Raw genomic sequence first — 20,564 nt, 5'->3', positions numbered from 1 at the left:
CCGGTCATCTCTTGAATTAATTTAACGTTCGTTTTATTACTCTTGTCATCGGGAGGATGCCCTATGGCGCGCACGGCAGGTTCGGACGGCGAAAGGACCGAAGCGGCGATCCGCGACGCCTCTGTGGCCCTTATTGCCCGCCACGGCTTCGAGGCCGTGACCATGCGCCAGCTGGCCGCCGAAGTGGGCGTACAGGCGGCGGCGCTCTACCGCTATTTTCCGACCAAGGAAGACCTGTTGTTCACGCTGATGCGCGAGCACATGGAGGCGCTGTTGGCCGAATGGGCGAACTCCCACCCCGACAATGACGATCCGGTGGCGCGGCTGACGGCGTTCGTCACCAACCACATCCGCTTTCATGTCGAGCGCCGGCACGCGACGCACGTGTCCAATATGGAGCTGCGCAGCCTTTCGCGTGACAATCTGACGACGATCCTGAAGCTGCGCACGGCCTATGAGAAGGAGCTCAGGACCATCCTGCGCGATGGCGCGGAGCTGCGGCTGCTCGAAGTTGACGACACCGGGCTGACGGCTATGGCGATCATCCAGATGATCACGGGCGTGATCGTGTGGTTCCGCCCCGACGAGCGGCTTTCGGTCAATGAAGTGACCGCGACCTACCTCGCAATGACGATGCGCCTGACTGGCGCCAAGACCAATACGGAGGAACGCCATGTACGACAGGACGCTGAACTTCGGGCTCGGTGAGGACGTCGACAGCCTGCGCGAAATGGTCCGGCGCTTTGCCCAGGAGCGCCTTGCGCCGATGGCTGCCGACATCGACCGGTCCAACGAGTTTCCTGCCGAACTCTGGCAGGAACTGGGCGCGCTCGGCCTGCTCGGCATCACCGCCGAAAGCGAATATGGCGGCTCCGACATGGGCTATGTCGCCCATGTCGTGGCGGTCGAGGAAATCTCCCGCGCCTCGGCCTCGGTCGGTCTGTCCTACGGCGCGCATTCGAACCTCTGCGTCAACCAGATCAAGCGTTGGGGCACGGCGGAGCAGAAGGCGAAGTACCTGCCAAAACTATGCTCGGGCGAGAATGTCGGCGCGCTCGCCATGTCGGAAAGCGGCTCGGGTTCGGATGTCGTGTCGATGCGGCTCCGCGCCGAGAAGCACAATGACGCCTATGTGCTGAACGGCTCGAAGATGTGGATCACCAACGGGCCGGACGCCGACACGCTGGTGGTCTATGCGAAGACCGACCCCGACCGGAAGTCGCGCGGCATCACTGCCTTTATTGTCGAAAAGACGATGAAGGGCTTTTCGGTCGCCCAGAAGCTCGACAAGCTCGGCATGCGCGGCTCCAACACCGGCGAGCTGGTGTTCGACAATGTCGAGGTGCCGTTCGAAAACGTGCTGCACCAGGAAGGCAGCGGCGTCGAAGTGCTGATGTCGGGCCTGGACTATGAGCGCGTGGTGCTGGCCGGCGGGCCGATCGGCATCATGGCGGCGTGTTTGGACGTTGCCGTACCTTATGTGCATGACCGCAAGCAGTTCGGCCAGCCGATCGGAGAATTCCAGCTGGTGCAGGGCAAGCTCGCCGACATGTATTCGACGATGAATGCGGCGCGCGCCTATGTCTACGCCGTCGCCGCCGCCTGCGACCGCGGCCAGACGACACGCAAGGACGCCGCCGGATGCGTGCTGTTTGCCGCCGAAAAGGCAACGCTGATGGCGCTGGATGCAATTCAGTTGCTCGGCGGCAATGGCTACATCAACGACTATCCGACAGGCCGGCTGCTGCGCGACGCCAAGCTCTACGAGATCGGCGCCGGCACAAGCGAGATCAGGCGCTGGCTGATCGGTCGCGAGATCATGGGGGAGTGACCCTGCGCGACAATGCCGCGCAGGGCTGATTTTCAATGCTCGACAAGCGTCACCCCCCTCGCCTGCGCCCAGCGCCCAAGAATCTGCAGTTCGTCCTGCCTGGCCGTCCGGTTGCCGAAGCCGCGGACCTGGACGGCGCGGTTGCGCGGGTCGAGCTCGATCGTCAGCATGCGATCCGCCCGACCGACGCCCTTCCGCCGCAACGACCAGATGGAGGCATGGCCGGCGATGCATTTTGCGGCATAGGTCCAGACGCAGTGATGCATGGCTCGGCTTTCGGCGACGAGGTCGTCCGCCTTGGTGATCTGCACCACCGCGAACTCCTCGCCACGGGTGCTGGCCTTTCTGTCGCTTGGACGCCAGGACCAGTTGGCAAGCGGCGAGCCGGCCCAGCCGCCTTCGTCCTGACCATTGCTGCCTCGCCGGATCTCGGCCTGCCGTTGGGCAGCCCTGATGCGGGCGACCATCGCGATGTCACGGTGCCAGTCCCGCATCTGGCGCTCCAGCGAGGCCAGCGTGCGCCCGCGCAGGCTGTATTGCCGGTCGCGCTCGAGACGCGCCGCGAGATAGTCGCAGAGGTCGTCGATCTCTTCGACCGGCAGCGGATTGACGACAAAGAAGCGCGCCGCCTCCCGCCAAAAGGCAAGCTCGCCTCTCGGCGTGCGCGAGATCTTCGATCGGGCAATGCGCTGGGCGACGCCGAGATCGTCGGCATAGGTGCGTGCGATCGCCAGCCAGAAGGTCTCGCAGAAGTCGAGCACCGCCGGCGGGTTGAGGAAGCAATGGACCTCCTTGCGCGTCAGCCACTCGCCGGCGCCGGCCTTGTACAGCGACTGTCCGCCGGCCGCGGCGACATACCAGCGCTTGCGCAGCCTGATCTCGTTGGCGTCGAGGCCGCCGCCGTCGAGCCAGATGTGCTCGAGATGTGCCGCCACGGGGTAGACCGCGAAAAGATGGCGCGCGGCAGCCAGCCGCAGCCGTCCGGGGTCACGCGTCTTGAGCTGCGGATGCCAGGCGTCGCGGTGGCGGATGGCGTTGCCAAAGCCGGCGAACGCCTCGTCCAGCGCCCGCTTGAAATCGGGCGGCTGGCGAAGCGGTCGGACGACCTGCCTGAGCGTCGCTTCATAAGCAGCAATTCGTTCGCGCTCGGCTTCGTGCCGGCGCCTTATTCTGGAACGTGCCATAGCCGTTCAACCTCATCGAGAACCTGTCAGCCGGGCGCAAAGCGACAACCGGCACGGAATGTGTCGATTTCGATCGCGCTGACATGACAGACCTCCTTGGGTTGAATGGGCGGGCTACATAGTCGCAGGGATTGCAGGACGCAAGTCATGTTGACGCATGGGAATGTCGAGAGCGATACAGTGTGGCAGGGATGCATCAGGGGCCTGGCCCGATCGCGCCCGATGGTTTTACGACGGACTCAATCTCGACTCGATGCCGTTCGACCATGAGCTTGCGGGCAAGTAGCGCGCCTACACCCAGCGCCTGTCACCGGGCGGCCGCGCCTGCCCGGCGCTGGTGATATTGAAGGAAAGACGAGGAAAAATGCCGACACTTCATTCCCAGCTGTCCCCCTCCTCCGAAAGCTTCAAGGTCAATGCGGCGCGGCTGCGCGGGCTGGTGGCCGACATCAAGGAGAAGGCCCGACATGTCGAGCTCGGCGGCACGGAAGATGCCCGCAAGCGACATACTTCGCGCGGCAAGCTCCTGCCACGTGAAAGGCTGGCACAGTTGCTGGATGCTGGCTCGCCTTTCCTCGAGGTCGGCCAGTTCGCGGCGTGGGGACTCTATGGCGGCGACATCGCGTCGGCGGGCGTGATCGCCGGCATCGGCCGGGTCGAGGGCACAGAGGTGATGATCGTCGTCAACGACGCCACGGTGAAAGGCGGCACCTATTATCCGATGACGGTGAAGAAGCATCTTAGGGCGCAGGAGATCGCGCTGCAGAACAATCTGCCCTGCATCTACCTTGTCGATTCCGGCGGAGCCAACCTGCCCAACCAGGATGAGGTTTTCCCCGACCGCGACCATTTCGGCCGCATCTTCTTCAACCAGGCCAACATGTCGGCGGCGGGCATTCCGCAGATCGCCTGCGTGATGGGCTCGTGCACCGCGGGCGGTGCCTATGTGCCGGCGATGTCGGACGAGACTGTCATGGTGCGAAACCAGGCGACCATCTTTCTTGCAGGTCCGCCCTTGGTGAAGGCGGCAACGGGCGAGGATGTGAGTGCCGAAGAGCTTGGCGGGGCGGACCTGCACACACGGGTATCAGGTGTCGCCGACCACTATGCCGTCGACGATGAGCACGCCCTGGCGATCGTCAGGCGTATCGTCAAAAACCTGAATCGGAAGAAAGACATCGGGCTCGTCTTGCAGAAATCGATTCCGCCGGTTCATGCGCCGGAAGAGGTCTATGGCGTCATCCCCGCCGACCTAAGACAGCCCTATGACGTGCGCGAGGTGATTGCGCGCACGGTCGACGGCTCGGAGTTCGACGAGTTCAAGCAGAACTACGGCACGACCCTGGTGACGGGCTTTGCCCATATCCACGGTATGCCTGTCGGCATCATCGCCAACAACGGCGTGCTGTTTTCGGAGAGCGCGCTGAAGGGCGCGCATTTCATCGAACTGTGCTGCCAGCGCAAGATCCCGCTGGTGTTCCTGCAGAACATCACCGGCTTCATGGTCGGCGCAAAATACGAGGCCGGCGGCATCGCCAAGGACGGCGCCAAGCTGGTGACGGCAGTGGCGACCGCGCAGGTGCCGAAGGTGACCATCATCATCGGCGGCTCGTTCGGCGCCGGCAATTACGGCATGTGTGGCCGCGCCTACTCGCCCCGTTTCCTGTGGATGTGGCCGAACGCCCGCATCTCCGTCATGGGCGGCGAGCAGGCGGCGACCGTGCTTGCCATGGTCAAGCGCGAGGGCATTGAACGCAAGGGCGGCACCTGGTCGAAAGAGGAAGAGGCCGAGTTCCGCGCCCCGATCCTTGAGAAATACGAGCGCGAGGGACACCCGCTCTATTCGTCGGCGCGGCTGTGGGACGACGGAATCATCGACCCGGCGAGGACGCGCGAGGTGCTGGCGCTCAGCCTGTCTGCGGCGCTCAACGCGCCGGTCGGCGACACCAAATTCGGCGTGTTTAGGATGTGACGGAAGTGCCGCACCCACGTGGAGCGGCACTTCGGGGAAGGATGCAGGAGCTTTGAGCGACCGCCCGCAACATTACGGTTCAGCCAGCCGCCTGCGGCAGATAGTGCAGGATGACGCCACCCGTCTTGAGCGGCGTGGTCTTGCCGAGCTTCATGGCGAGCCCGCGGCCGGGCTTGAACAGCGGGTTGCCGGCGCCGAGCACGACGGGGGCGAGGCAAAGCCGGTATTCGTCGACGAGGCCATGGGAGAGCAAGCTGTCGAGCAGGTCGGCGCTGCCGAAGACATAGACGTCCTTGCCGGGCTCGCGCTTGAGCCGCTCGATCGCTTCGGGCACGGCACCGTCGAGCAGGCGGCTGTTGTTCCAGGCCGCCTCCTTCAGCGTGCGCGAGGCGACGATCTTTTCGAGGCCGTTCATCATGTCGGCGATGGCGCCGGTTTCCTTGGACCAGTAGCTCGCCATGCCTTCATAGGTCTTGCGGCCGAACAGCAGCGCACCGATATCGGCGCCCTGTTCCAGCGAGAAGGCCTCGAGCTCTTCACCCCAGACGCTAGTGTGGAAGGCGAGGTCCCAGGGGCTGGTCCCCTCGAAGTAGCCATCGAGGGTCATCAGGTTCCAGGCGATAATCTTGCACATGCTGGCTCCCTTATGCTTTCAAATTGCAACCGGTTGCTGGATCGCATAACCGATCCATTTTTGCAATCAGTTTTGCTTTTCACTGCCGACATCGGGTGTCAGCGTGAAGTTCGTGCACCCCATTGTGGCGCCCGGGAGGCACGGGCCGCATGACACAGCGCGTCTCGATCATCGTCGCCGACATCACCACGCTCGACGTCGACGCCATCGTCAACGCAGCCAACTCGTCGCTGTTGGGCGGCGGAGGCGTCGACGGCGCGATCCACCGGGCCGCAGGCCCCGATCTGGAGTTTGAATGCCGGATGCTGAATGGCTGCAAGGTCGGCGAAGCCAAGATGACCAAGGGCTACCGGCTCCCCGCCAAGTTCATCATCCATACGGTTGGCCCCGTGTGGAACGGTGGCAAGAGCAGTGAGCACGCGCTCCTGGCCTCTTGCTACGCCACCTCACTTCAACTCGCAGCGAAGCACGCGCTTGATACGATCGCTTTTCCGTCCATCTCGACCGGCGTCTATCGTTTTCCGGCGGAGGCGGCTGCAAAGATCGCCGTTGGCACGGTTGCCGCATTCCTGAAAGAATCGGCCAAGCCGTCGCATGTCACCTTGTGCTGCTTCTCGCCGGACGCCGCCGCTCTTCATCGCGCAGCACTTGCCGCTCTTGGGAGCGAGCATGACTAGCGCGCTCCTTTTGTTGCTTCACTTCATTTCGGGGGAATGATGTTCTCGAAAATCCTCATCGCCAACCGGGGCGAGATCGCCTGCCGTGTCATCCGAACCGCCCGCAAGCTGGGCGTGAAGACGGTGGCCGTCTGTTCGGATGCGGATGCGCGCGCACTGCACGTGGCGATGGCCGACGAGGCCGTGCATATCGGCCCCTCTCCCGTGGCAGAAAGCTATCTCCGCGGCGACGTCATCATCGCGGCTGCCAAGGCGACGGGCGCGGAAGCCATCCATCCGGGTTATGGCTTCCTGTCGGAAAACCCAGATTTTGTCGACCAGGTGACGGCGGCAGGGCTGGTCTTCATCGGCCCGTCGGCGGCCTCGATCCGCGCCATGGGGCTGAAGGATGCGGCCAAGCGGCTGATGGAAAAGGCCGGCGTACCTGTTGTGCCCGGCTATCACGGCGAAGCGCAGGAGATCGTCATCCTTGCCAGCAAGGCGCGCGAGATCGGCTATCCCGTGCTGATCAAGGCGCGTGCCGGCGGCGGCGGAAAGGGCATGCGCCGCGTCGACCATCCCGACGATTTCGCCGACGCGCTGTCGGGGGCACGGCGCGAGGCCAAGGCAGCCTTCGGCGACGACCGGGTGCTGGTCGAGAAATATGTCGACAAGCCGCGCCATATCGAGGTGCAGGTGTTCGGCGACAATTTTGGCAACGCCGTGCACCTGTTCGAGCGCGACTGCTCGGCCCAGCGCCGCCACCAGAAGGTGATCGAGGAGGCCCCTGCTCCCGGCATGACGGCCGAGCTGCGCGCGGCGATGACCAACGCCGCCGTGAAAGCCGCCAAGGCAATCAACTATTCGGGCGCGGGTACAATCGAATTCATCATCGATGCCTCGGATGGGCTGAAGCCCGACCGGTTCTGGTTCATGGAGATGAACACGCGCCTACAGGTCGAGCATCCGGTGACCGAGATGGTGACCGGCGTCGATCTCGTTGAATGGCAGCTGCGCGTCGCTTCCGGCGAAGTGCTGCCTGCAACGCAGGATGACATCACGCTCTCCGGCCACGCCTTCGAGGCGCGGCTGTATGCCGAGGATCCGGCCAAGGGGTTCCTGCCGGCGATCGGCACGCTGCACCATCTCAGCTTCCCGACGGAGGCGGCGCCCGGAACCGCATTGCGGGTTGAAACCGGCGTGCGCCAAGGCGATGCCATCCCGCCCTACTACGACCCGATGATCGCCAAGCTGGTGACGCATGGACCTGACCGCGCAACGGCGCTGGCAGCACTTGCTCAAGCGGTGCAGCGGACGGAGGTAGCGGGCTGCGTGACCAACGCCACGTTCCTCGCGGCACTCGCCACCGATGCGGACTTTGCCTCCGGCGATGTCGACACCGGCCTGATTGGCCGCAAGCAGGAGGCGCTGACGACGACTGCGGTGCCGAGCGGCCGGGCGGTTGCGCTGGCAGCACTTGCAGCAAGCGGGGCGAAGGCGCTGGAAGCGGAAAACAACCCTTGGGCCAGCCTGCCGGGCTATGCCCATTTCAACCCGATGTCGCGGCGCGTTTCGCTTGCCTATGGCAGCACCGACATCGTCGCCCACGTCGCGGCACGGCCGGACGGCCGTTTCGAGGTGACATCAGAGGGCAGCGACGGGTTTGTGCTCAAGGCCGGTGTCAACGACACTGCTGGTGCCACCGTGGCTGTGTGGCCGGGGCATGTCACCGTGTTCGAGAACGGCCGCTCCTTTGACTTCGCCATCAGCGATCCCTTCGCCCGCGCCGCCGAAATCGGCGAAGGCACGTCGAGCATGCGCGCGCCGATGCCCGGGTTGGTCAAGCTGGTGCGTGCTGCCAAGGGCGACAAGGTGAGCAAGGGCCAGCCGCTATTGGTGCTGGAGGCGATGAAGATGGAGCACACCATCGCCGCTACCCATGACGGCGTGATCCAGGAGATCGCCACCGAGGGCGCGCAGGTGACCGACGGCACGGTGCTGGTGCGCTTCGAGGACTAGCCGACAACCATTGCGTCTTGCGCATGACAGACCGGCCCGGAATTCGGTACCGATTTTCGGGCCTGTGCCTTATTGCTGCGACGCAGCAGACATCATCAGGCAAGCGCAGTGACCAATATCGACAAAAGTGACGCCCTTCCGCACCGCCAATACGAGGACGTGCTGGCCCTGCTCACCGGCACCATGCTGGTGGCGCTGGGGTTGGTGCTCTACACCCATGCGGGGCTGATAACCGGCAGTTCGGCAGGGCTTGCGCTGCTGATCCAGTATGTGACGGGCTACGGCTTCGGCACGGTGTTCTTCGTCATCAACCTGCCCTTCTACTATCTCGCGGTGAAGCGCATGGGATGGCCGTTCACGCTGCGCACCTTTGCCGCTGTGGCGCTGATTTCGGTTCTGTCGCGGCTGACGCCCGACTGGATCAGCATCGCCGAAATCAACCCTCTCTATGCCGCGGTTGCTGGCGGCGGCCTGATGGGCATGGGGCTGCTGGTTCTGTTTCGTCACCGCGCCGGGCTCGGTGGCTTCAATATCCTGGCGCTCTATTTGCAGGACAATTTCGGCATCCGCGCCGGCTACTTCCAGCTCGGCGTCGATCTCGTCATCCTGGTGGTCTCGCTGTTTTATCTCGACTGGACAAATGTCGCGCTGTCGGTGGCGGGCGCTGCGGTGCTGAACCTGATCATCGCCATCAATCACCGTCCGGGCCGCTATGTCGGCATGAGCTGACGCTAGAGCGCTTCCGCTTTTCTTCAAATCGCGGAATCCCTCTATCTCTTTGTTTTTGCGCAATTCCGGACGGAAAACCGCTGCGCACTTTTCGTGGAGTTGCTCTAGACAAGCAAAAGGCCGCGCGTGGCGCGGCCTTCGATCACAGGCGCTGAAGTGGCTCAGGCCGTCGGCTGCTTGGTCTTCCTGAGGTAGGGCAGCACGCGCTCGAACGAACCGAAACGCTTGATGGCGTCCTCGTCCGACACGGCGGCGGTGACGATGACGTCGTCGCCCTGTTTCCACTGTACCGGCGTCGCCACCTGGTACTTGGCGGTGAGCTGGATCGAGTCCAGGGCGCGCAGGATCTCATCGAAGTTGCGGCCGGTGGACATTGGGTAGGTCAGCGTCAGCTTGATCTTCTTATCGGGGCCGATGACGAAGACCGATCGCACGGTGGCGTTGTCGGCAGGGGTGCGGCCCTCGGAGCTGTCGCCGGCGCTGGCCGGCAGCATGTCGTAGAGCTTGGCGACGGCAAGCGTCGGGTCGCCGATCATCGGATAGTCGACCTTGTTGCCCGACAGCTTCTCGATATCGGCCTTCCATTTGTGATGGTTCTCGACCGGATCGACCGAGATGCCGATCATCTTGGCGTTGCGCTTGGCGAAGTCGGCCTTGAGCCCGGCCATGTAGCCGAGTTCGGTGGTGCAAACCGGCGTGAAATCCTTCGGATGGGAGAACAGGACCGCGTAGCCGTCGCCGATCCAGTCGTGGAAGCTGATCGGCCCGTCAGTGGTGTCGGCCTTAAAATCCGGGGCGGTGTCGTTGATACGAAGACTCATGTTCGGATACTCCCTTGATGGCAAACACGCCCCCGCACCAGCCGAACGGCCGCAACCCTGCCTAGAAGCGCGTTTCCGGCATTGTGCTCCAGCCCACCCAAAACGACAATGGCCGGGACGAGCCCGGCCATTGCAACAAATCCAGCTTTTGCAGAAAAAGCTTACTGCGCGATCGGCGCGTACTTGCCGTCGTGCCACTGGTTGATGTCGTAGCTGGCGTTCTTGAGATCGCCCTTTTCGTCAAAGACGACATCGCCGACAACAGTATGGATCGGCTCGCCGTTCTTGAGGACTTCGGCGACCTTCATCGGGTCGTCGGTGCCGGCGCGCTCGATGCCCTGGGCGAAGGCCTGGACGACGGCGTAGGAGAAGAGCGTGAAGCCTTCCGGCACGAAGCCGCCGGCCTTGATCTTCTCGACCGCTTCCTTGGCCTCAGGCTTGGCCTGCGGGTCGGACGGGAACACGAACATCGTGCCCTCGCCGGCAGGACCGGCGATCTGCCAGAATTCGGGCGACGCGATCGAGTCGGGCATGATCAGCTGATATTTGAAGTTCTGCTCGGCCGACTGGCGCAGCATCAGGCCAGCTTCGGGGTGGTAGCCGCCGAAATAGACGACGTCGGCCTTGAGTTCCTTGAGCTTGGTGACGAGCGCCGAATAGTCCTTTTCGCCGGCGTTCAGGCCTTCATAGAGGATTTCCTTGAGGCCGTTTTCGTTCATCGTCTTGCGGACGGCATCGGCCACGCCCTGGCCGTAGGCGCTCTTGTCATGAAGGATGACGACGTTCTTGCCGGCATACTTCTTGGCGATCCACGGGCCGATGAAGGCGCCCTGGGCGTCGTCACGGGTGTAGAGGCGCATGATCGTCGGCCAACCCTTGGCGGCGGCATCATCGGTCATGACCGGATTGGACGAGGCCGGGCTCATCATCAGCGCGCCGCTCTCGGCGTAGACAGCCGAGGCCGGAATGCTCGAGCCCGAGCAGGCGTGGCCATCGACGAACTTGATGCCGTTGGCAACGATGCGGTTGGCGACCGAAACGGCCTGCTTGGGATCGCAGACGTCGTCTTCGATCGACAGCTTGATCTGGCGGCCAAGAACGCCGCCCTTCTCATTGATGGCCTTAGCGGCAGCCTCGGCACCCTGCTTGAACTGGTCGCCGATATTGGCGAGCTGGCCGGTCATCGGACCGACGACGGCAAAGGTGATGTCCTCGGCGAAGGCCACACCGGCGCTCAGCGACAGCGCGAGCAACGCGCCAACAGTACGTTTCAGATGCATATTCCCTCCCTGTGGACGCGCCTGACGTCAGGAATCGCGCCGCTAGCCCAGATATCCAATGCTTTTCGCCTGCGCCAGTGCCCCTCTTGGAGCATGGGCAGCAAGCCATTGTGCCTGTATCGACACACATGTACGGAGACAATCACGTAACTGGCGGAATGGCAACGTCTGGCGTCAGCCACCCTGCGGCCTGAGGACGTTGGGCGAAGTCAGCCAGTTCTGGTAGCTGCGGTCGGCCTCGATGACCTTGTTCCACTGATCCCGCTCGGCCACGGTCCTGGTGGCAGCCCACTCGATCCCGGTGCCTTTCAGGCCGTTCATCTGGGACGCCTCCACCAGATAGGTGTCCGGCAGCATCTTCGGCAGGGTCTCCTGGGCGATGCCGATGTTGCTGAGCTCGACAGCCTTCCAGCCGCCTGTGGTCTTGACCAGCCCGCCCTCCGCCTTGACGCTGGCCACGACCTGCTGGGAGTTGCCTTCGATCGGCACCAGCAGGCCGAAATCGGTGAAGTTGGTGCGGGCCTCGGTCGGGCTGTAGCCGGCGAAGGTCGTCGCCCCGTCGACCATGGCCTTGAGCTGCTCGACGCCTTCGAAGGTTGCCGGGATCTCGCCCGTCGCCGTCAGGTCGATAACCTTGCCGTCGGTATCCTGCAGCGTCTTGGCGATCGCCATCAGCTTGCTGACGAGGAATGTGTCGCGCTGGTCCTGCGCCAGGGCCGCCGCCCTGATGAAGATGTCGAATTTTCGGGACGGGGAAGACATCTGGGGAGCAGGCGCGGCGGCGGGCTTCGGACCGGCGTCCGTCGATGGCAGAAGCGAGCCGAGCTCGTCGAAACAGTTGGTGCCGTCGTTGGCGAGCGACTGCTGCGTCAACGACCAGTCTGGACCGCCGAGCCTGACGGCCGAATACATGAGCCACGCCTGCCAGGACGGCGTGTTGTTGGCCAGCATCGCGTAATAGAAATTGCGGTGCGTGTCGTGTGCGGTGCGCGTTTGGGTGCAGCAATAATAGTCATGGACGATCGACGCCGGGAAATACGGACCGTCATAGTTGTCGCCGACGATCAGCTCGAACAGCCAGGGAATGGTCGCGCCATCGGTGTAGCTTCCCGCCGGCACGGTCCAGCGAAGTCCGTTCGGGTCATCGAAGTTGACAGCCTTGGTGGTCCTGAACGGCTTTGGCGAGGCATCCGTCCGGTTTTCCAGCCCGATCGGAAGATCGATGAACTTGCCATAGTAGTCCTGGGCCCAGGACATATCGGCTGCAAGCAAGAGTATGAGCGTAGTCGAACTGCGAAGCAAAGTCCTGCGCATGCCACCCCCCATTTTTGCTGATTTTGCAAAGCAAACGATAGCATGTTTCAGCAACAACGAAAAAGCCGCGCCGATCTTGTCTCGATCGGTCGCGGCTTTTTTCGTGGAGAGTTCCCGCGAGCATCTTCGGCCCGTCGGAAGTTCGCCTGCCCTGTCTAACTGCTCTGTCCAATTGGTGGGGACATGCTGGAGATCATGTCCCTGGCGCGCCTTGCCCGTCCTTCAAGCCGTCGCGCTTCTGTTGTTGGGGGCTGCCATCCCGGCGTCCCCGTTCTTCCCCCGAAGAAATCTTGTCTTGCTGGTGCATGATCCGTTCCGAAAATCCAAGCGATTTTCGGGGCATGCACTAGTGCATCGTCATCCATTCGCGCGCTTCGCGCAGCGCCTTGACGATGTCGGTCTTGGACATCGTGACCGACAGCTCCGAGCGCAGTTCAGCAGCGCGGGCCGAGCCCTTGATGGCGGCGATGTTGAACCACTTGTGGGCGGCAACCACGTCGATGTCGCAGTCGCGGCCGGTGGCATACATCATGCCCAATTCCAGCAGAATATCAGCCTGAGCGGTGGTGCCCATCGCGCCAAAGCCGGCTTCAAAGATTTCGAAACGTGCCATTTTCTTGTCCCCTGTCCGTCTCCTGGAGCGGGCCTGCCTGGGTCACCAGGAGCCGCCCTTCGATGCTTCCGAAGATGCCGGGGAGCCTTGAATCTGCCGTTAAATGGCTTGCTTAACCCGAAGAAAACAAAGTCAAAACAAAGGGTAAAGCTTGGATTTCGTTAAGGATAGGAAGCCTTGGGCTGCCTGGGATTTGAAGAAAATGCGATGAAAATTCGCCTGTCTGCGGCTAAGTCTTTGATAACCACGCCCGACATCCGCTGATGGTGGGAGATGAACTTTCGGCGGCGAAAGGGACTTTTTCGGGCCAGAAAAAAGCCGGCAACTTCCCCAGCGACACCGCTTTTGTTTTGGCGAAGGCTGCATTACGCTTACGTTTGCGTAAACGTCACGCGGGGGAGACGCCTGTGACACCAACCGGGAGGACTTCAATGTTTCGCAAGATGAGCATGGCCGTTGCGGCTACCCTGATGCTGGCGGGCGCGGCCTATGCCGATCCGATCGAAGGCAACTGGAAGACGGAAGCCGGCTCGACGGCCGCGATCGCAACGTGCGGCAGCGGCTTCTGCATCACGCTGAAAGACGGCAAGCACGCCGGCAAGCAGATCGGCACCTTCAACGCGGACGGCGGCAATGCCTATTCGGGCAAGATCACCGACCCCGCCAATGACAAGACCTATACCGGCAAGGCCTCGGTGGCCGGCTCGAACCTGAAGATGAAGGGCTGCGTGCTCGGCGGCCTCATCTGCAAGAGCCAGAACTGGACGAAGCTGTAAGATCGAATAGGGAGTAGTGAGTAGCGAATAGAGGGGAAGACCGAGGGCTTCGACGCCACGTGTTCCCTGTTCGCCACCCACTACTCCCTATTCGCTGTTTTCACGCCCTCGCTCGCTGACCGAACAGCACCTTCTGGGCTTCCTTGTCGTCGGCGAGATTGCGGCGGTGGTCTTCACCCACGGCGATGCCGCGGACAACGGCCGGACGGGCCAGCAGCGTTTCAAACCAGCGCTTGAGGTGCGGGAAGTCCTCGATGTCCTGGCCCTGGTTCTTGTACGGCTTCACCCAGCCAAGCGCTGCCATGTCGGCAATCGAATAATCGCCAGCCAGGAATTCGCGATCGGCGAGGCGCTTGTTCATCACACCGTAGAGGCGGTTGACCTCGTTGGTGTAGCGGTCGACGGCATAGCCGATCTTTTCGGGCGCATATTGCCGGAAGTGATGGGCCTGGCCGGCCATAGGGCCGAGGCCACCGACCTGCCAGAACAGCCACTGGTCGACCTCGACACGCGTGCGCTCGTCGGCCGGATAGAATTTGCCGAACTTGCGGCCGAGATATTGCAGGATCGCCCCTGACTCGAAGATGGAGATGGGCGCTGCCTTGCCGTCGACGGCCGGACCTTCCGGATCGACGATCGCCGGCATACGGTTGTTGGGCGCGATCTTCAGGAATGACGGCTCGAACTGCTCGCCCTTGCCGATGTTGACGTATTTGATCGTGTAGGGAACGCCAAGTTCCTCCAGCATGATCGAAATCTTCCAGCCGTTGGGCGTCGGCCAATAATAGAGGTCGATCGGCAAAGTCTGCGTGGTCATTCCGAACTCTCCGTGTTGTGCACTGCACAGGAGATATGTGCGGGTGGCCGGAACGCAACCCTGAGCCCCTGTTAAAGACCGTCAATAGATTTGAACCGAGGATGAACGGAGGTCTCAGAACCCGTTCAGCAGGGCTTTGGCATATTCCGCTCCATCGAAGGGGATACACCAATGCTTGCTCGTCGCTTCACCATCGTATGCCTGCTCAGCGCCCTGTTTGGCATCGCCTTCGCAACCCTCGTCGCCGAGGTGAGCCGTCCGGCCCATTCCTGGGAAATCGGCAGCGTGGTGCCCTGCGTGTTCGAAGAAAACATGAACTGCAAGCCGCCCTTGAGACACTAACCGACAAAAGAGACCGATCCGCTCCAGCACGAAAAGAAGAAACGCCGATGACCCGCCCCGCTTCCCACATCGCAAACATGGTTCGTATCGCCTTGCGGGCGGCGCTCATCCTGCTCGTTCTGGCTGCCCCCGTTCTCGCCGTGCCGCAGCTGCGCGGCGACGCCGGCAATACCATCGAAGCGCCAGCCGCACGCAAGAACGGCGTCGGTTTCGTGCTGTTGGTCAGCCTGCAGCGGGCCTGACGCGACGATTTGGCGAGGCTGTAATACGAACCTCTCCCAACCGTCACAATTGATCTCTATAATGGGTCATGGAAAAGCGAATCTATCCTGAACCCATCGAATCCATCACCACGCCGGAGCCTTATTCCCGGCAGAGCTTCACCGACGCCCATGAGGCAGTGAAGGCGCTCCAGCAGCTCTACGACCGCAACACGGCCTTCCTGCGCGACGCATTTGCATCGCTCGCGCACGGCACGCCGCCGCAGCGTTTCCGGGCCTGCTATCCTGAGGTCGGCGTCGTCACCTCGTCCTATTCGCAGGTCGATTCCCGCCAGGCTTACGGCCACATGCCGACGCCCGGCCTGTTCACCACCACGATCACCCGGCCCGACCTGTTCGAGAGCTACCTGGTCGAGCAGCTGAAGCTGATCATGCGCAATCACGGCGTCTCGGTCACCGTGTCGGAATCCTCGACGCCAATCCCGCTGCATTTCGCCTTCCTCGAGGGCACCCATGTCGACGCGGCCGTCGCCGAGCGCATCCAGCGCCCGATCCGCGACCTGTTCGATGTGCCCGACCTCGATGGTACCGACGACCACATCGCCAACGGCACCTTCGAGATTCTGCCGGGCGAGCCGCGACCGCTGGCAGTATTCACCGCCCAGCGCATCGACTATTCGCTGCACCGGCTGGCGCACTACACGGCGACCACGCCGCAGCATTTCCAGAACTTCGTGCTGTTCACCAACTACCAGTTCTACATCGACGAGTTCGTGGTGCTTGCCCGCGAGCTGATGGCCAAGGGCGGCGGCGGCTACACGGAGTTCGTCGAACCGGGCGGCGTGGTGACCAAGGCCGGAGAGAGTGCGCCATCAGAAGGCAACCCGCCGCCACGGCTGCCGCAGATGCCGGCCTATCACCTGAAGAAGGCGGGCCATGGCGGCATCACCATGGTGAATATCGGCGTCGGCCCCTCCAACGCCAAGACCATCACCGACCACGTCGCGGTGCTGAGGCCGCATGCCTGGCTGATGCTCGGCCACTGCGCCGGCCTACGCAACACCCAGGCGCTGGGCGACTATGTGCTGGCGCACGCCTATGTGCGCGAAGACCACGTGCTCGACGACGACCTGCCGGTGTGGGTGCCGATCCCACCACTGGCCGAGGTACAGGTGGCGCTGCAGGAGGCCGTCGCCGAGGTGACCGGGCTGTCCGGCTACGACCTCAAGCGCATCATGCGCACGGGCACGGTCGCCACCATCGACAACCGCAACTGGGAACTGCGCGACCAGCGCGGGCCGGTGCAGCGTCTGTCGCAGTCTCGGGCGATCGCGCTCGACATGGAATCGGCGACGATCGCCGCCAACGGCTTCCGCTTCCGCGTGCCCTACGGCACGCTGCTGTGCGTCTCCGACAAGCCGCTGCACGGCGAACTCAAGCTGCCCGGCATGGCCTCGGAGTTCTACAAGCGGCAGGTGGCCCAGCACCTGACCATCGGCATCCGGGCGCTGGAAAAGCTCGCCGAAATGCCCAATGAAAGGCTGCATTCGCGCAAGCTGCGCAGCTTTGCCGAGACGGCATTCCAATAGGGCCCGGAACGGGCACCCGATATCATCAATGAGCCGCAATTGTGCGGCCATGAAGCAGACATGACGACACCGGCCTTGCTCATGATCGCCAAGATCGCCTGTTTTTCGGCGATGCTGCTCATTTCCATTCCGCTGGTCGCCGGCTTTTTCGGCGCCTGGCATCCGGCGCTGGATTCGTTTGCGCATTTCCGCGTGCATCTGGCGGTCCTGATGATGGTCGCGGCGCTGCCGCTTCTGGCCACCTCGATGCGCTGGCCCGCGGTTACAGCACTCGTGTTCGGGGCTGCAGCCCTTGCCACGACCTCGCCTTCCATACCCGGCATAGGCTCGGTGCACGCGGCCTTCGAGCCACGCCAGGGCAACCGCCCTGTCTACAAGATGCTGCAGATGAACCTGCGCTTCGACAATGCAGAGCCGGCCAAGGTGCTGTCGCTGGTCGGGCGCATGCAGCCCGACGTGATCACCTTCGAGGAAGTGTCGAGGATGTGGACGCGCAAGCTCGAACCGCTGTTTGCGCGCTATCCCTACCGGATGATTTGCCCTTATCCGAACAATGTGTTTGGGGCAGCGATCCTGTCGCGCCGGCCCTTCGTCGAGGGCAGCGAGCCGCAATGCTACGGCGGCGGGGCACTGGCTGTCGCCAAAGTCGATTTCGGCGGTCGCGCCGCCGATGTCGTCGCCCTGCATCTCGGCTGGCCCTGGCCGTTCGAGCAATCGAGCCAGATCGATGCGCTGAGCCCGATTCTGGCCGGGCTAGACCAGAACGCCATTCTGGGCGGCGACTTCAACGCGACGCCCTGGAGCAATTCCGTCAGCCGCGTCGCCGAAGCCGGCGGCATGACGCTGATGCCCTCGGCCGGGCGCACATGGCTGACATTCATGCTGCCCGACTTCATGCGCTTTGCCGGCCTGACCATCGACCATGTGATGGCCAAGGGCGAGATTACGGTGCACTCGGTCAAGATGGGCGACGACGCCGGTTCGGATCACCGGCCGCTGCTGGTGGAATTCTCCTTCAAGGACAGCGTACCGGAGCCCGAAGACGTCGAACCGCAGACGGTGCGGCTCGAAACGCCGCCGGCGCCGCGCGGCTAGACCAAAATCTTCGCCACGAACAGAAACGGCCCGGAAGTCGATGACCTCCGGGCCGTTGAATTGTTCATTGGCTGCGGAGCAGCTTACATGTTCGGGTAGACAGGCCCCTCGCCGCCCTGCGGCGGCACCCAGTTGATGTTCTGGTTGGGATCCTTGATGTCGCAGGTCTTGCAGTGGACGCAGTTCTGCGCGTTGATGACGAACTTCGCATCCGCATGGCCGGGATCGCCGGCGATCGAATTGCCGTCGGCATCGACCCATTCATAGACGCCGGCCGGGCAATAGCGGCTCGAAGGCCCGGCAAAAACGCCGTATTCCGAACGCTTCTGAAGTTCCGCATCCTTGACCTGGAGGTGAACCGGCTGGTTCTCCTCATGGTTGGTGTTGGACAGGAACACCGACGACAGGCGATCAAAGGTCAAAACGCCATCGGGCTTGGGGTAGTCGATCTTCTTGTGCTTCGAAGCCGGCTCAAGCGACTGGGCGTCCGTCTTGCCGTGCTTCAGCGTGCCGAAGGGTGAGACGCCGAACAGGGTGTTGAGCCACATGTCGAGGCCGCCGAGGCCGACGCCGAGAATGGTGCCGAAACGCGACCACAGCGGCTTGACGTTGCGGACCTTCTTCAAATCCTTGCCGATATCGGTGGCGCGCCAGGCCGCTTCGTAGGCGGCAAGCTCGTCATTGGCGCGGCCGCCGGCGATGGCCTCCGCGACATGTTCGGCAGCAAGCATGCCCGAGAGCACGGCGTTGTGCGAACCCTTGATGCGCGGAACGTTGACCAGGCCGGCCGAGCAGCCCATCAGCACGCCGCCGGGGAACGACAGCTTCGGCACCGACTGGTAGCCGCCCTCGGTGATGGCGCGGGCGCCATAGGACAGGCGCTTGCCGCCCTCGAAGGTGCCGCGGATCGCCGGATGCGTCTTGAAACGCTGGAACTCCTCGAAGGGCGACAGATACGGGTTCTTGTAGTTGAGGTGGAGGACGAACCCGACCGCCACCATGTTGTCTTCGAGATGGTAGAGGAACGAGCCGCCGCCGGTCTTCATGTCGAGCGGCCAGCCGAAGGAGTGCTGAACGAGGCCCGGCTTGTGCTTTTCGGGCGCGACCTGCCACAGCTCCTTGATGCCGATGCCGAACTTCTGCGGCTCCTTACCGGCGCCGAGGTCGTATTTGGCGATCAGCTGCTTGGCGAGCGAACCGCGCGCGCCCTCGCCAATCAGCACATACTTGCCCATCAGCGCCATACCAGGAGCGAAGGACGGACCGTGCGAACCGTCGCGTTCGACGCCCATGTCGCCGGTGTAGACGCCTGTTACCGCGCCCTCATCATTGTAGAGCAGGCCTGCGGCGGCAAAGCCCGGATAGATCTCGACGCCGAGCGCTTCGGCCTTGGTGGCCAGCCAGCGGCAGACATTGCCGAGCGAGACGATATAGTTGCCGTGATTGCTCATCAGCGGCGGCATCAGGATGTTCGGCAGCTTGACCGAACCTGCCGGCCCGAGCACCAGGAAATGGTCATCGGTGACGGGGGTCTTGAACGGATGGTCGGCGTCTTCGCGCCAGTCGGGCAGCAGGCGGTTGATACCGATCGGGTCGACCACCGCGCCTGACAGGATGTGGGCTCCGACCTCGCCGCCCTTTTCGAGCACGACCACGGAGAGCTCGGGATTGACCTGCTTGAGCCGGATCGCCGCTGCCAGACCCGCCGGCCCAGCGCCAACGATGACAACGTCGAATTCCATGCTCTCGCGCTCGATATCGCTCATCAATCCCTCCGCGTTGGCTAACCCTGTCCCAAGGGCAATCTTTTGGCTACGCGCTGCATAGCGCATCAGTCGGAAACGTCAAACCGGACCAATCCGCACATCGGCTGTTTGGCCTAGCTGCAGCCCGTCCAAGTCGAGAATTATCTTACGTTAACGTAAAGGTCAAAATATTTCGCTTTCCGCCCCGATGTGACAGGGTAGTGTCGGCGGCAGGTTGCCCATCGCTTTTCGTCCATTGATTCTTCATGCGCCAATTCGTGCCTTGCAAGACCGGACTGAAACGCTTCAGCCCCACAAGCCACATGCTGGCGGTGGTCTCCCTTCTTATTGCGACGTGTTTGGCCGGCGAAGGTCGTTCGCAGGAAACCGCGGACGGACAGAAGCTCTGGACCAGCGGCGCCTATTCGTTTTCAGACGAGCTCGGCGGCTTCCGCATCACCTCGGTCTCGGGCATCGGCACGCGCGAGGACCCGCTTGTCATCAGGGAGGAGCTGGAGTCGTCGTCGCCGGTGACGCTGACCATCCGCACCACACGACCGATCAGGCCCTTCGACACGTCCGGGCTGTACGCCAACGGCATCATGTTCATGCGCATCGAGGCGCTCAACAACAGCGGCCAGGCATGGATCGAATTCGAGTTCGAACTGCAGGAGATCGAGGGCAAGCCGAGCGACTTCGGCGATGGCCTGTCCTTCGACCAAAGGCGCGGCGACAGCGCCAACATCTCGTCGAGCAGCTTCTCCAAATATGTCAGGGATTTCGAGCCCTATGACCGGCTGCGCTATACCGAAGGCAAGATAGACCCCGGCGAGGCCGCCGATTTCAACTTCCTGATCACCGACTACACGCCGCGCTGGCGCTTTTATATAGTGCAGGACCCGCGCATTCCGTCGTCGTGAACTTGC

Annotated in this window: 20 protein-coding genes; 12 read left to right on the top strand and 8 right to left on the bottom strand. The window is 62.9% G+C overall.

Features of this window, described 5'->3' with window-relative positions:
• The first annotated feature begins 63 nt into the window (after positions 1 to 63).
• Positions 64 to 708: a TetR/AcrR family transcriptional regulator gene (locus B015_RS0107245; protein ID WP_018427012.1), complete on the top strand. Its 645-nt coding sequence runs from the start codon at positions 64 to 66 to the stop codon at positions 706 to 708.
• A complete protein-coding gene (locus B015_RS0107240) occupies positions 674 to 1,831 on the top strand; it encodes an isovaleryl-CoA dehydrogenase (protein WP_018427011.1) in 1,158 nt (385 codons plus the stop codon). Before B015_RS0107245 ends, B015_RS0107240 begins: the two co-directional genes overlap by 35 nt.
• Before the next feature lie 32 nt (positions 1,832 to 1,863).
• On the opposite strand, the gene B015_RS0107235 is transcribed toward B015_RS0107240, so the two are convergent.
• Positions 1,864 to 3,015, bottom strand: a complete 1,152-nt coding sequence (locus B015_RS0107235; RefSeq protein ID WP_018427010.1) for a PcfJ domain-containing protein — start codon at positions 3,013 to 3,015, stop codon at positions 1,864 to 1,866.
• 364 nt (positions 3,016 to 3,379) lie between these two features.
• Here B015_RS0107235 and B015_RS0107230 point away from each other — a divergent pair, with 364 nt between their 5' ends.
• Positions 3,380 to 4,987: a carboxyl transferase domain-containing protein gene (locus B015_RS0107230; protein ID WP_018427009.1), complete on the top strand. Its 1,608-nt coding sequence runs from the start codon at positions 3,380 to 3,382 to the stop codon at positions 4,985 to 4,987.
• Positions 4,988 to 5,066: 79 nt separating this feature from the next.
• Here B015_RS0107230 and B015_RS0107225 read toward each other — a convergent pair whose 3' ends face one another.
• Entirely contained in the window at positions 5,067 to 5,621 is a 555-nt protein-coding gene (locus tag B015_RS0107225; protein ID WP_018427008.1) for a dihydrofolate reductase family protein, read from the bottom strand.
• 149 nt (positions 5,622 to 5,770) lie between these two features.
• On the opposite strand from B015_RS0107225, the gene B015_RS0107220 reads away from it, so the two are divergent.
• The 3 genes from B015_RS0107220 to B015_RS0107210 all read left to right on the top strand — a co-directional run bounded on the left by B015_RS0107220 (position 5,771) and on the right by B015_RS0107210 (position 9,025).
• Positions 5,771 to 6,298, top strand: a complete 528-nt coding sequence (locus tag B015_RS0107220; RefSeq protein ID WP_018427007.1) for an O-acetyl-ADP-ribose deacetylase — start codon at positions 5,771 to 5,773, stop codon at positions 6,296 to 6,298.
• A gap of 39 nt (positions 6,299 to 6,337) precedes the next feature.
• A complete protein-coding gene (locus B015_RS0107215) occupies positions 6,338 to 8,296 on the top strand; it encodes an acetyl/propionyl/methylcrotonyl-CoA carboxylase subunit alpha (protein WP_026226994.1) in 1,959 nt (652 codons plus the stop codon).
• 108 nt (positions 8,297 to 8,404) lie between these two features.
• Positions 8,405 to 9,025, top strand: coding sequence for a YitT family protein (locus B015_RS0107210; RefSeq protein WP_018427005.1), 621 nt, complete (start codon positions 8,405 to 8,407; stop codon positions 9,023 to 9,025).
• A 161-nt stretch (positions 9,026 to 9,186) separates the two neighbouring features.
• On the opposite strand, the gene B015_RS0107205 is transcribed toward B015_RS0107210, so the two are convergent.
• From B015_RS0107205 to B015_RS0107190, 4 genes are all read right to left on the bottom strand, one after another.
• A complete protein-coding gene (locus B015_RS0107205) occupies positions 9,187 to 9,846 on the bottom strand; it encodes a peroxiredoxin (RefSeq protein ID WP_018427004.1) in 660 nt (219 codons plus the stop codon).
• Positions 9,847 to 10,007: 161 nt separating this feature from the next.
• Positions 10,008 to 11,126: an ABC transporter substrate-binding protein gene (locus B015_RS0107200; protein ID WP_018427003.1), complete on the bottom strand. Its 1,119-nt coding sequence runs from the start codon at positions 11,124 to 11,126 to the stop codon at positions 10,008 to 10,010.
• A gap of 174 nt (positions 11,127 to 11,300) precedes the next feature.
• Complete coding sequence (locus tag B015_RS32120) at positions 11,301 to 12,383, bottom strand: DUF1353 domain-containing protein (protein WP_157632694.1); 1,083 nt, start codon at positions 12,381 to 12,383, stop codon at positions 11,301 to 11,303.
• Between the two features lie 403 nt (positions 12,384 to 12,786).
• Positions 12,787 to 13,053 carry a sel1 repeat family protein gene (locus B015_RS0107190; RefSeq protein WP_018427001.1) on the bottom strand — a complete coding sequence of 89 codons (267 nt, stop codon included), beginning with the start codon at positions 13,051 to 13,053 and terminating at the stop codon, positions 12,787 to 12,789.
• Positions 13,054 to 13,484: 431 nt separating this feature from the next.
• Here B015_RS0107190 and B015_RS0107185 point away from each other — a divergent pair, with 431 nt between their 5' ends.
• The gene (locus tag B015_RS0107185; RefSeq protein ID WP_018427000.1) at positions 13,485 to 13,829 is read left to right on the top strand and encodes a DUF2147 domain-containing protein; all 345 of its coding nucleotides are present in this window, start codon (positions 13,485 to 13,487) and stop codon (positions 13,827 to 13,829) included.
• A gap of 100 nt (positions 13,830 to 13,929) precedes the next feature.
• Here the strand turns inward: B015_RS0107185 and B015_RS0107180 are convergent, their stop codons facing one another.
• Positions 13,930 to 14,646 carry a glutathione S-transferase family protein gene (locus tag B015_RS0107180; protein ID WP_018426999.1) on the bottom strand — a complete coding sequence of 239 codons (717 nt, stop codon included), beginning with the start codon at positions 14,644 to 14,646 and terminating at the stop codon, positions 13,930 to 13,932.
• 171 nt (positions 14,647 to 14,817) lie between these two features.
• Between B015_RS0107180 and B015_RS33525 the strand changes: the two genes are divergently transcribed.
• The 4 genes from B015_RS33525 to B015_RS0107160 all read left to right on the top strand — a co-directional run bounded on the left by B015_RS33525 (position 14,818) and on the right by B015_RS0107160 (position 17,893).
• On the top strand, positions 14,818 to 14,988 hold the full coding sequence (locus tag B015_RS33525) for a hypothetical protein (protein ID WP_018426998.1): 171 nt from the start codon (positions 14,818 to 14,820) through the stop codon (positions 14,986 to 14,988).
• A gap of 47 nt (positions 14,989 to 15,035) precedes the next feature.
• Positions 15,036 to 15,230 (top strand): hypothetical protein, encoded by a 195-nt coding sequence (locus B015_RS0107170; protein ID WP_026226993.1) that lies wholly within the window; start codon positions 15,036 to 15,038, stop codon positions 15,228 to 15,230.
• A gap of 68 nt (positions 15,231 to 15,298) precedes the next feature.
• Positions 15,299 to 16,798 (top strand): AMP nucleosidase, encoded by a 1,500-nt coding sequence (locus B015_RS0107165; RefSeq protein ID WP_018426996.1) that lies wholly within the window; start codon positions 15,299 to 15,301, stop codon positions 16,796 to 16,798.
• 60 nt (positions 16,799 to 16,858) lie between these two features.
• Complete coding sequence (locus B015_RS0107160) at positions 16,859 to 17,893, top strand: endonuclease/exonuclease/phosphatase family protein (protein ID WP_018426995.1); 1,035 nt, start codon at positions 16,859 to 16,861, stop codon at positions 17,891 to 17,893.
• A gap of 83 nt (positions 17,894 to 17,976) precedes the next feature.
• Here the strand turns inward: B015_RS0107160 and B015_RS0107155 are convergent, their stop codons facing one another.
• Positions 17,977 to 19,659 carry an electron transfer flavoprotein-ubiquinone oxidoreductase gene (locus B015_RS0107155; protein WP_018426994.1) on the bottom strand — a complete coding sequence of 561 codons (1,683 nt, stop codon included), beginning with the start codon at positions 19,657 to 19,659 and terminating at the stop codon, positions 17,977 to 17,979.
• 338 nt (positions 19,660 to 19,997) lie between these two features.
• Between B015_RS0107155 and B015_RS0107150 the strand changes: the two genes are divergently transcribed.
• Entirely contained in the window at positions 19,998 to 20,558 is a 561-nt protein-coding gene (locus tag B015_RS0107150; protein WP_040456579.1) for a hypothetical protein, read from the top strand.
• Positions 20,559 to 20,564: the final 6 nt, after the last annotated feature.

The sequence above is a fragment of the Hoeflea sp. 108 genome (genome assembly GCF_000372965.1).
In the GTDB taxonomy this organism is placed as follows: domain Bacteria; phylum Pseudomonadota; class Alphaproteobacteria; order Rhizobiales; family Rhizobiaceae; genus Aminobacter.
Note: the sequence above shows the minus strand (reverse complement) of the source record. Positions and strands in the feature narration are given on the sequence as shown.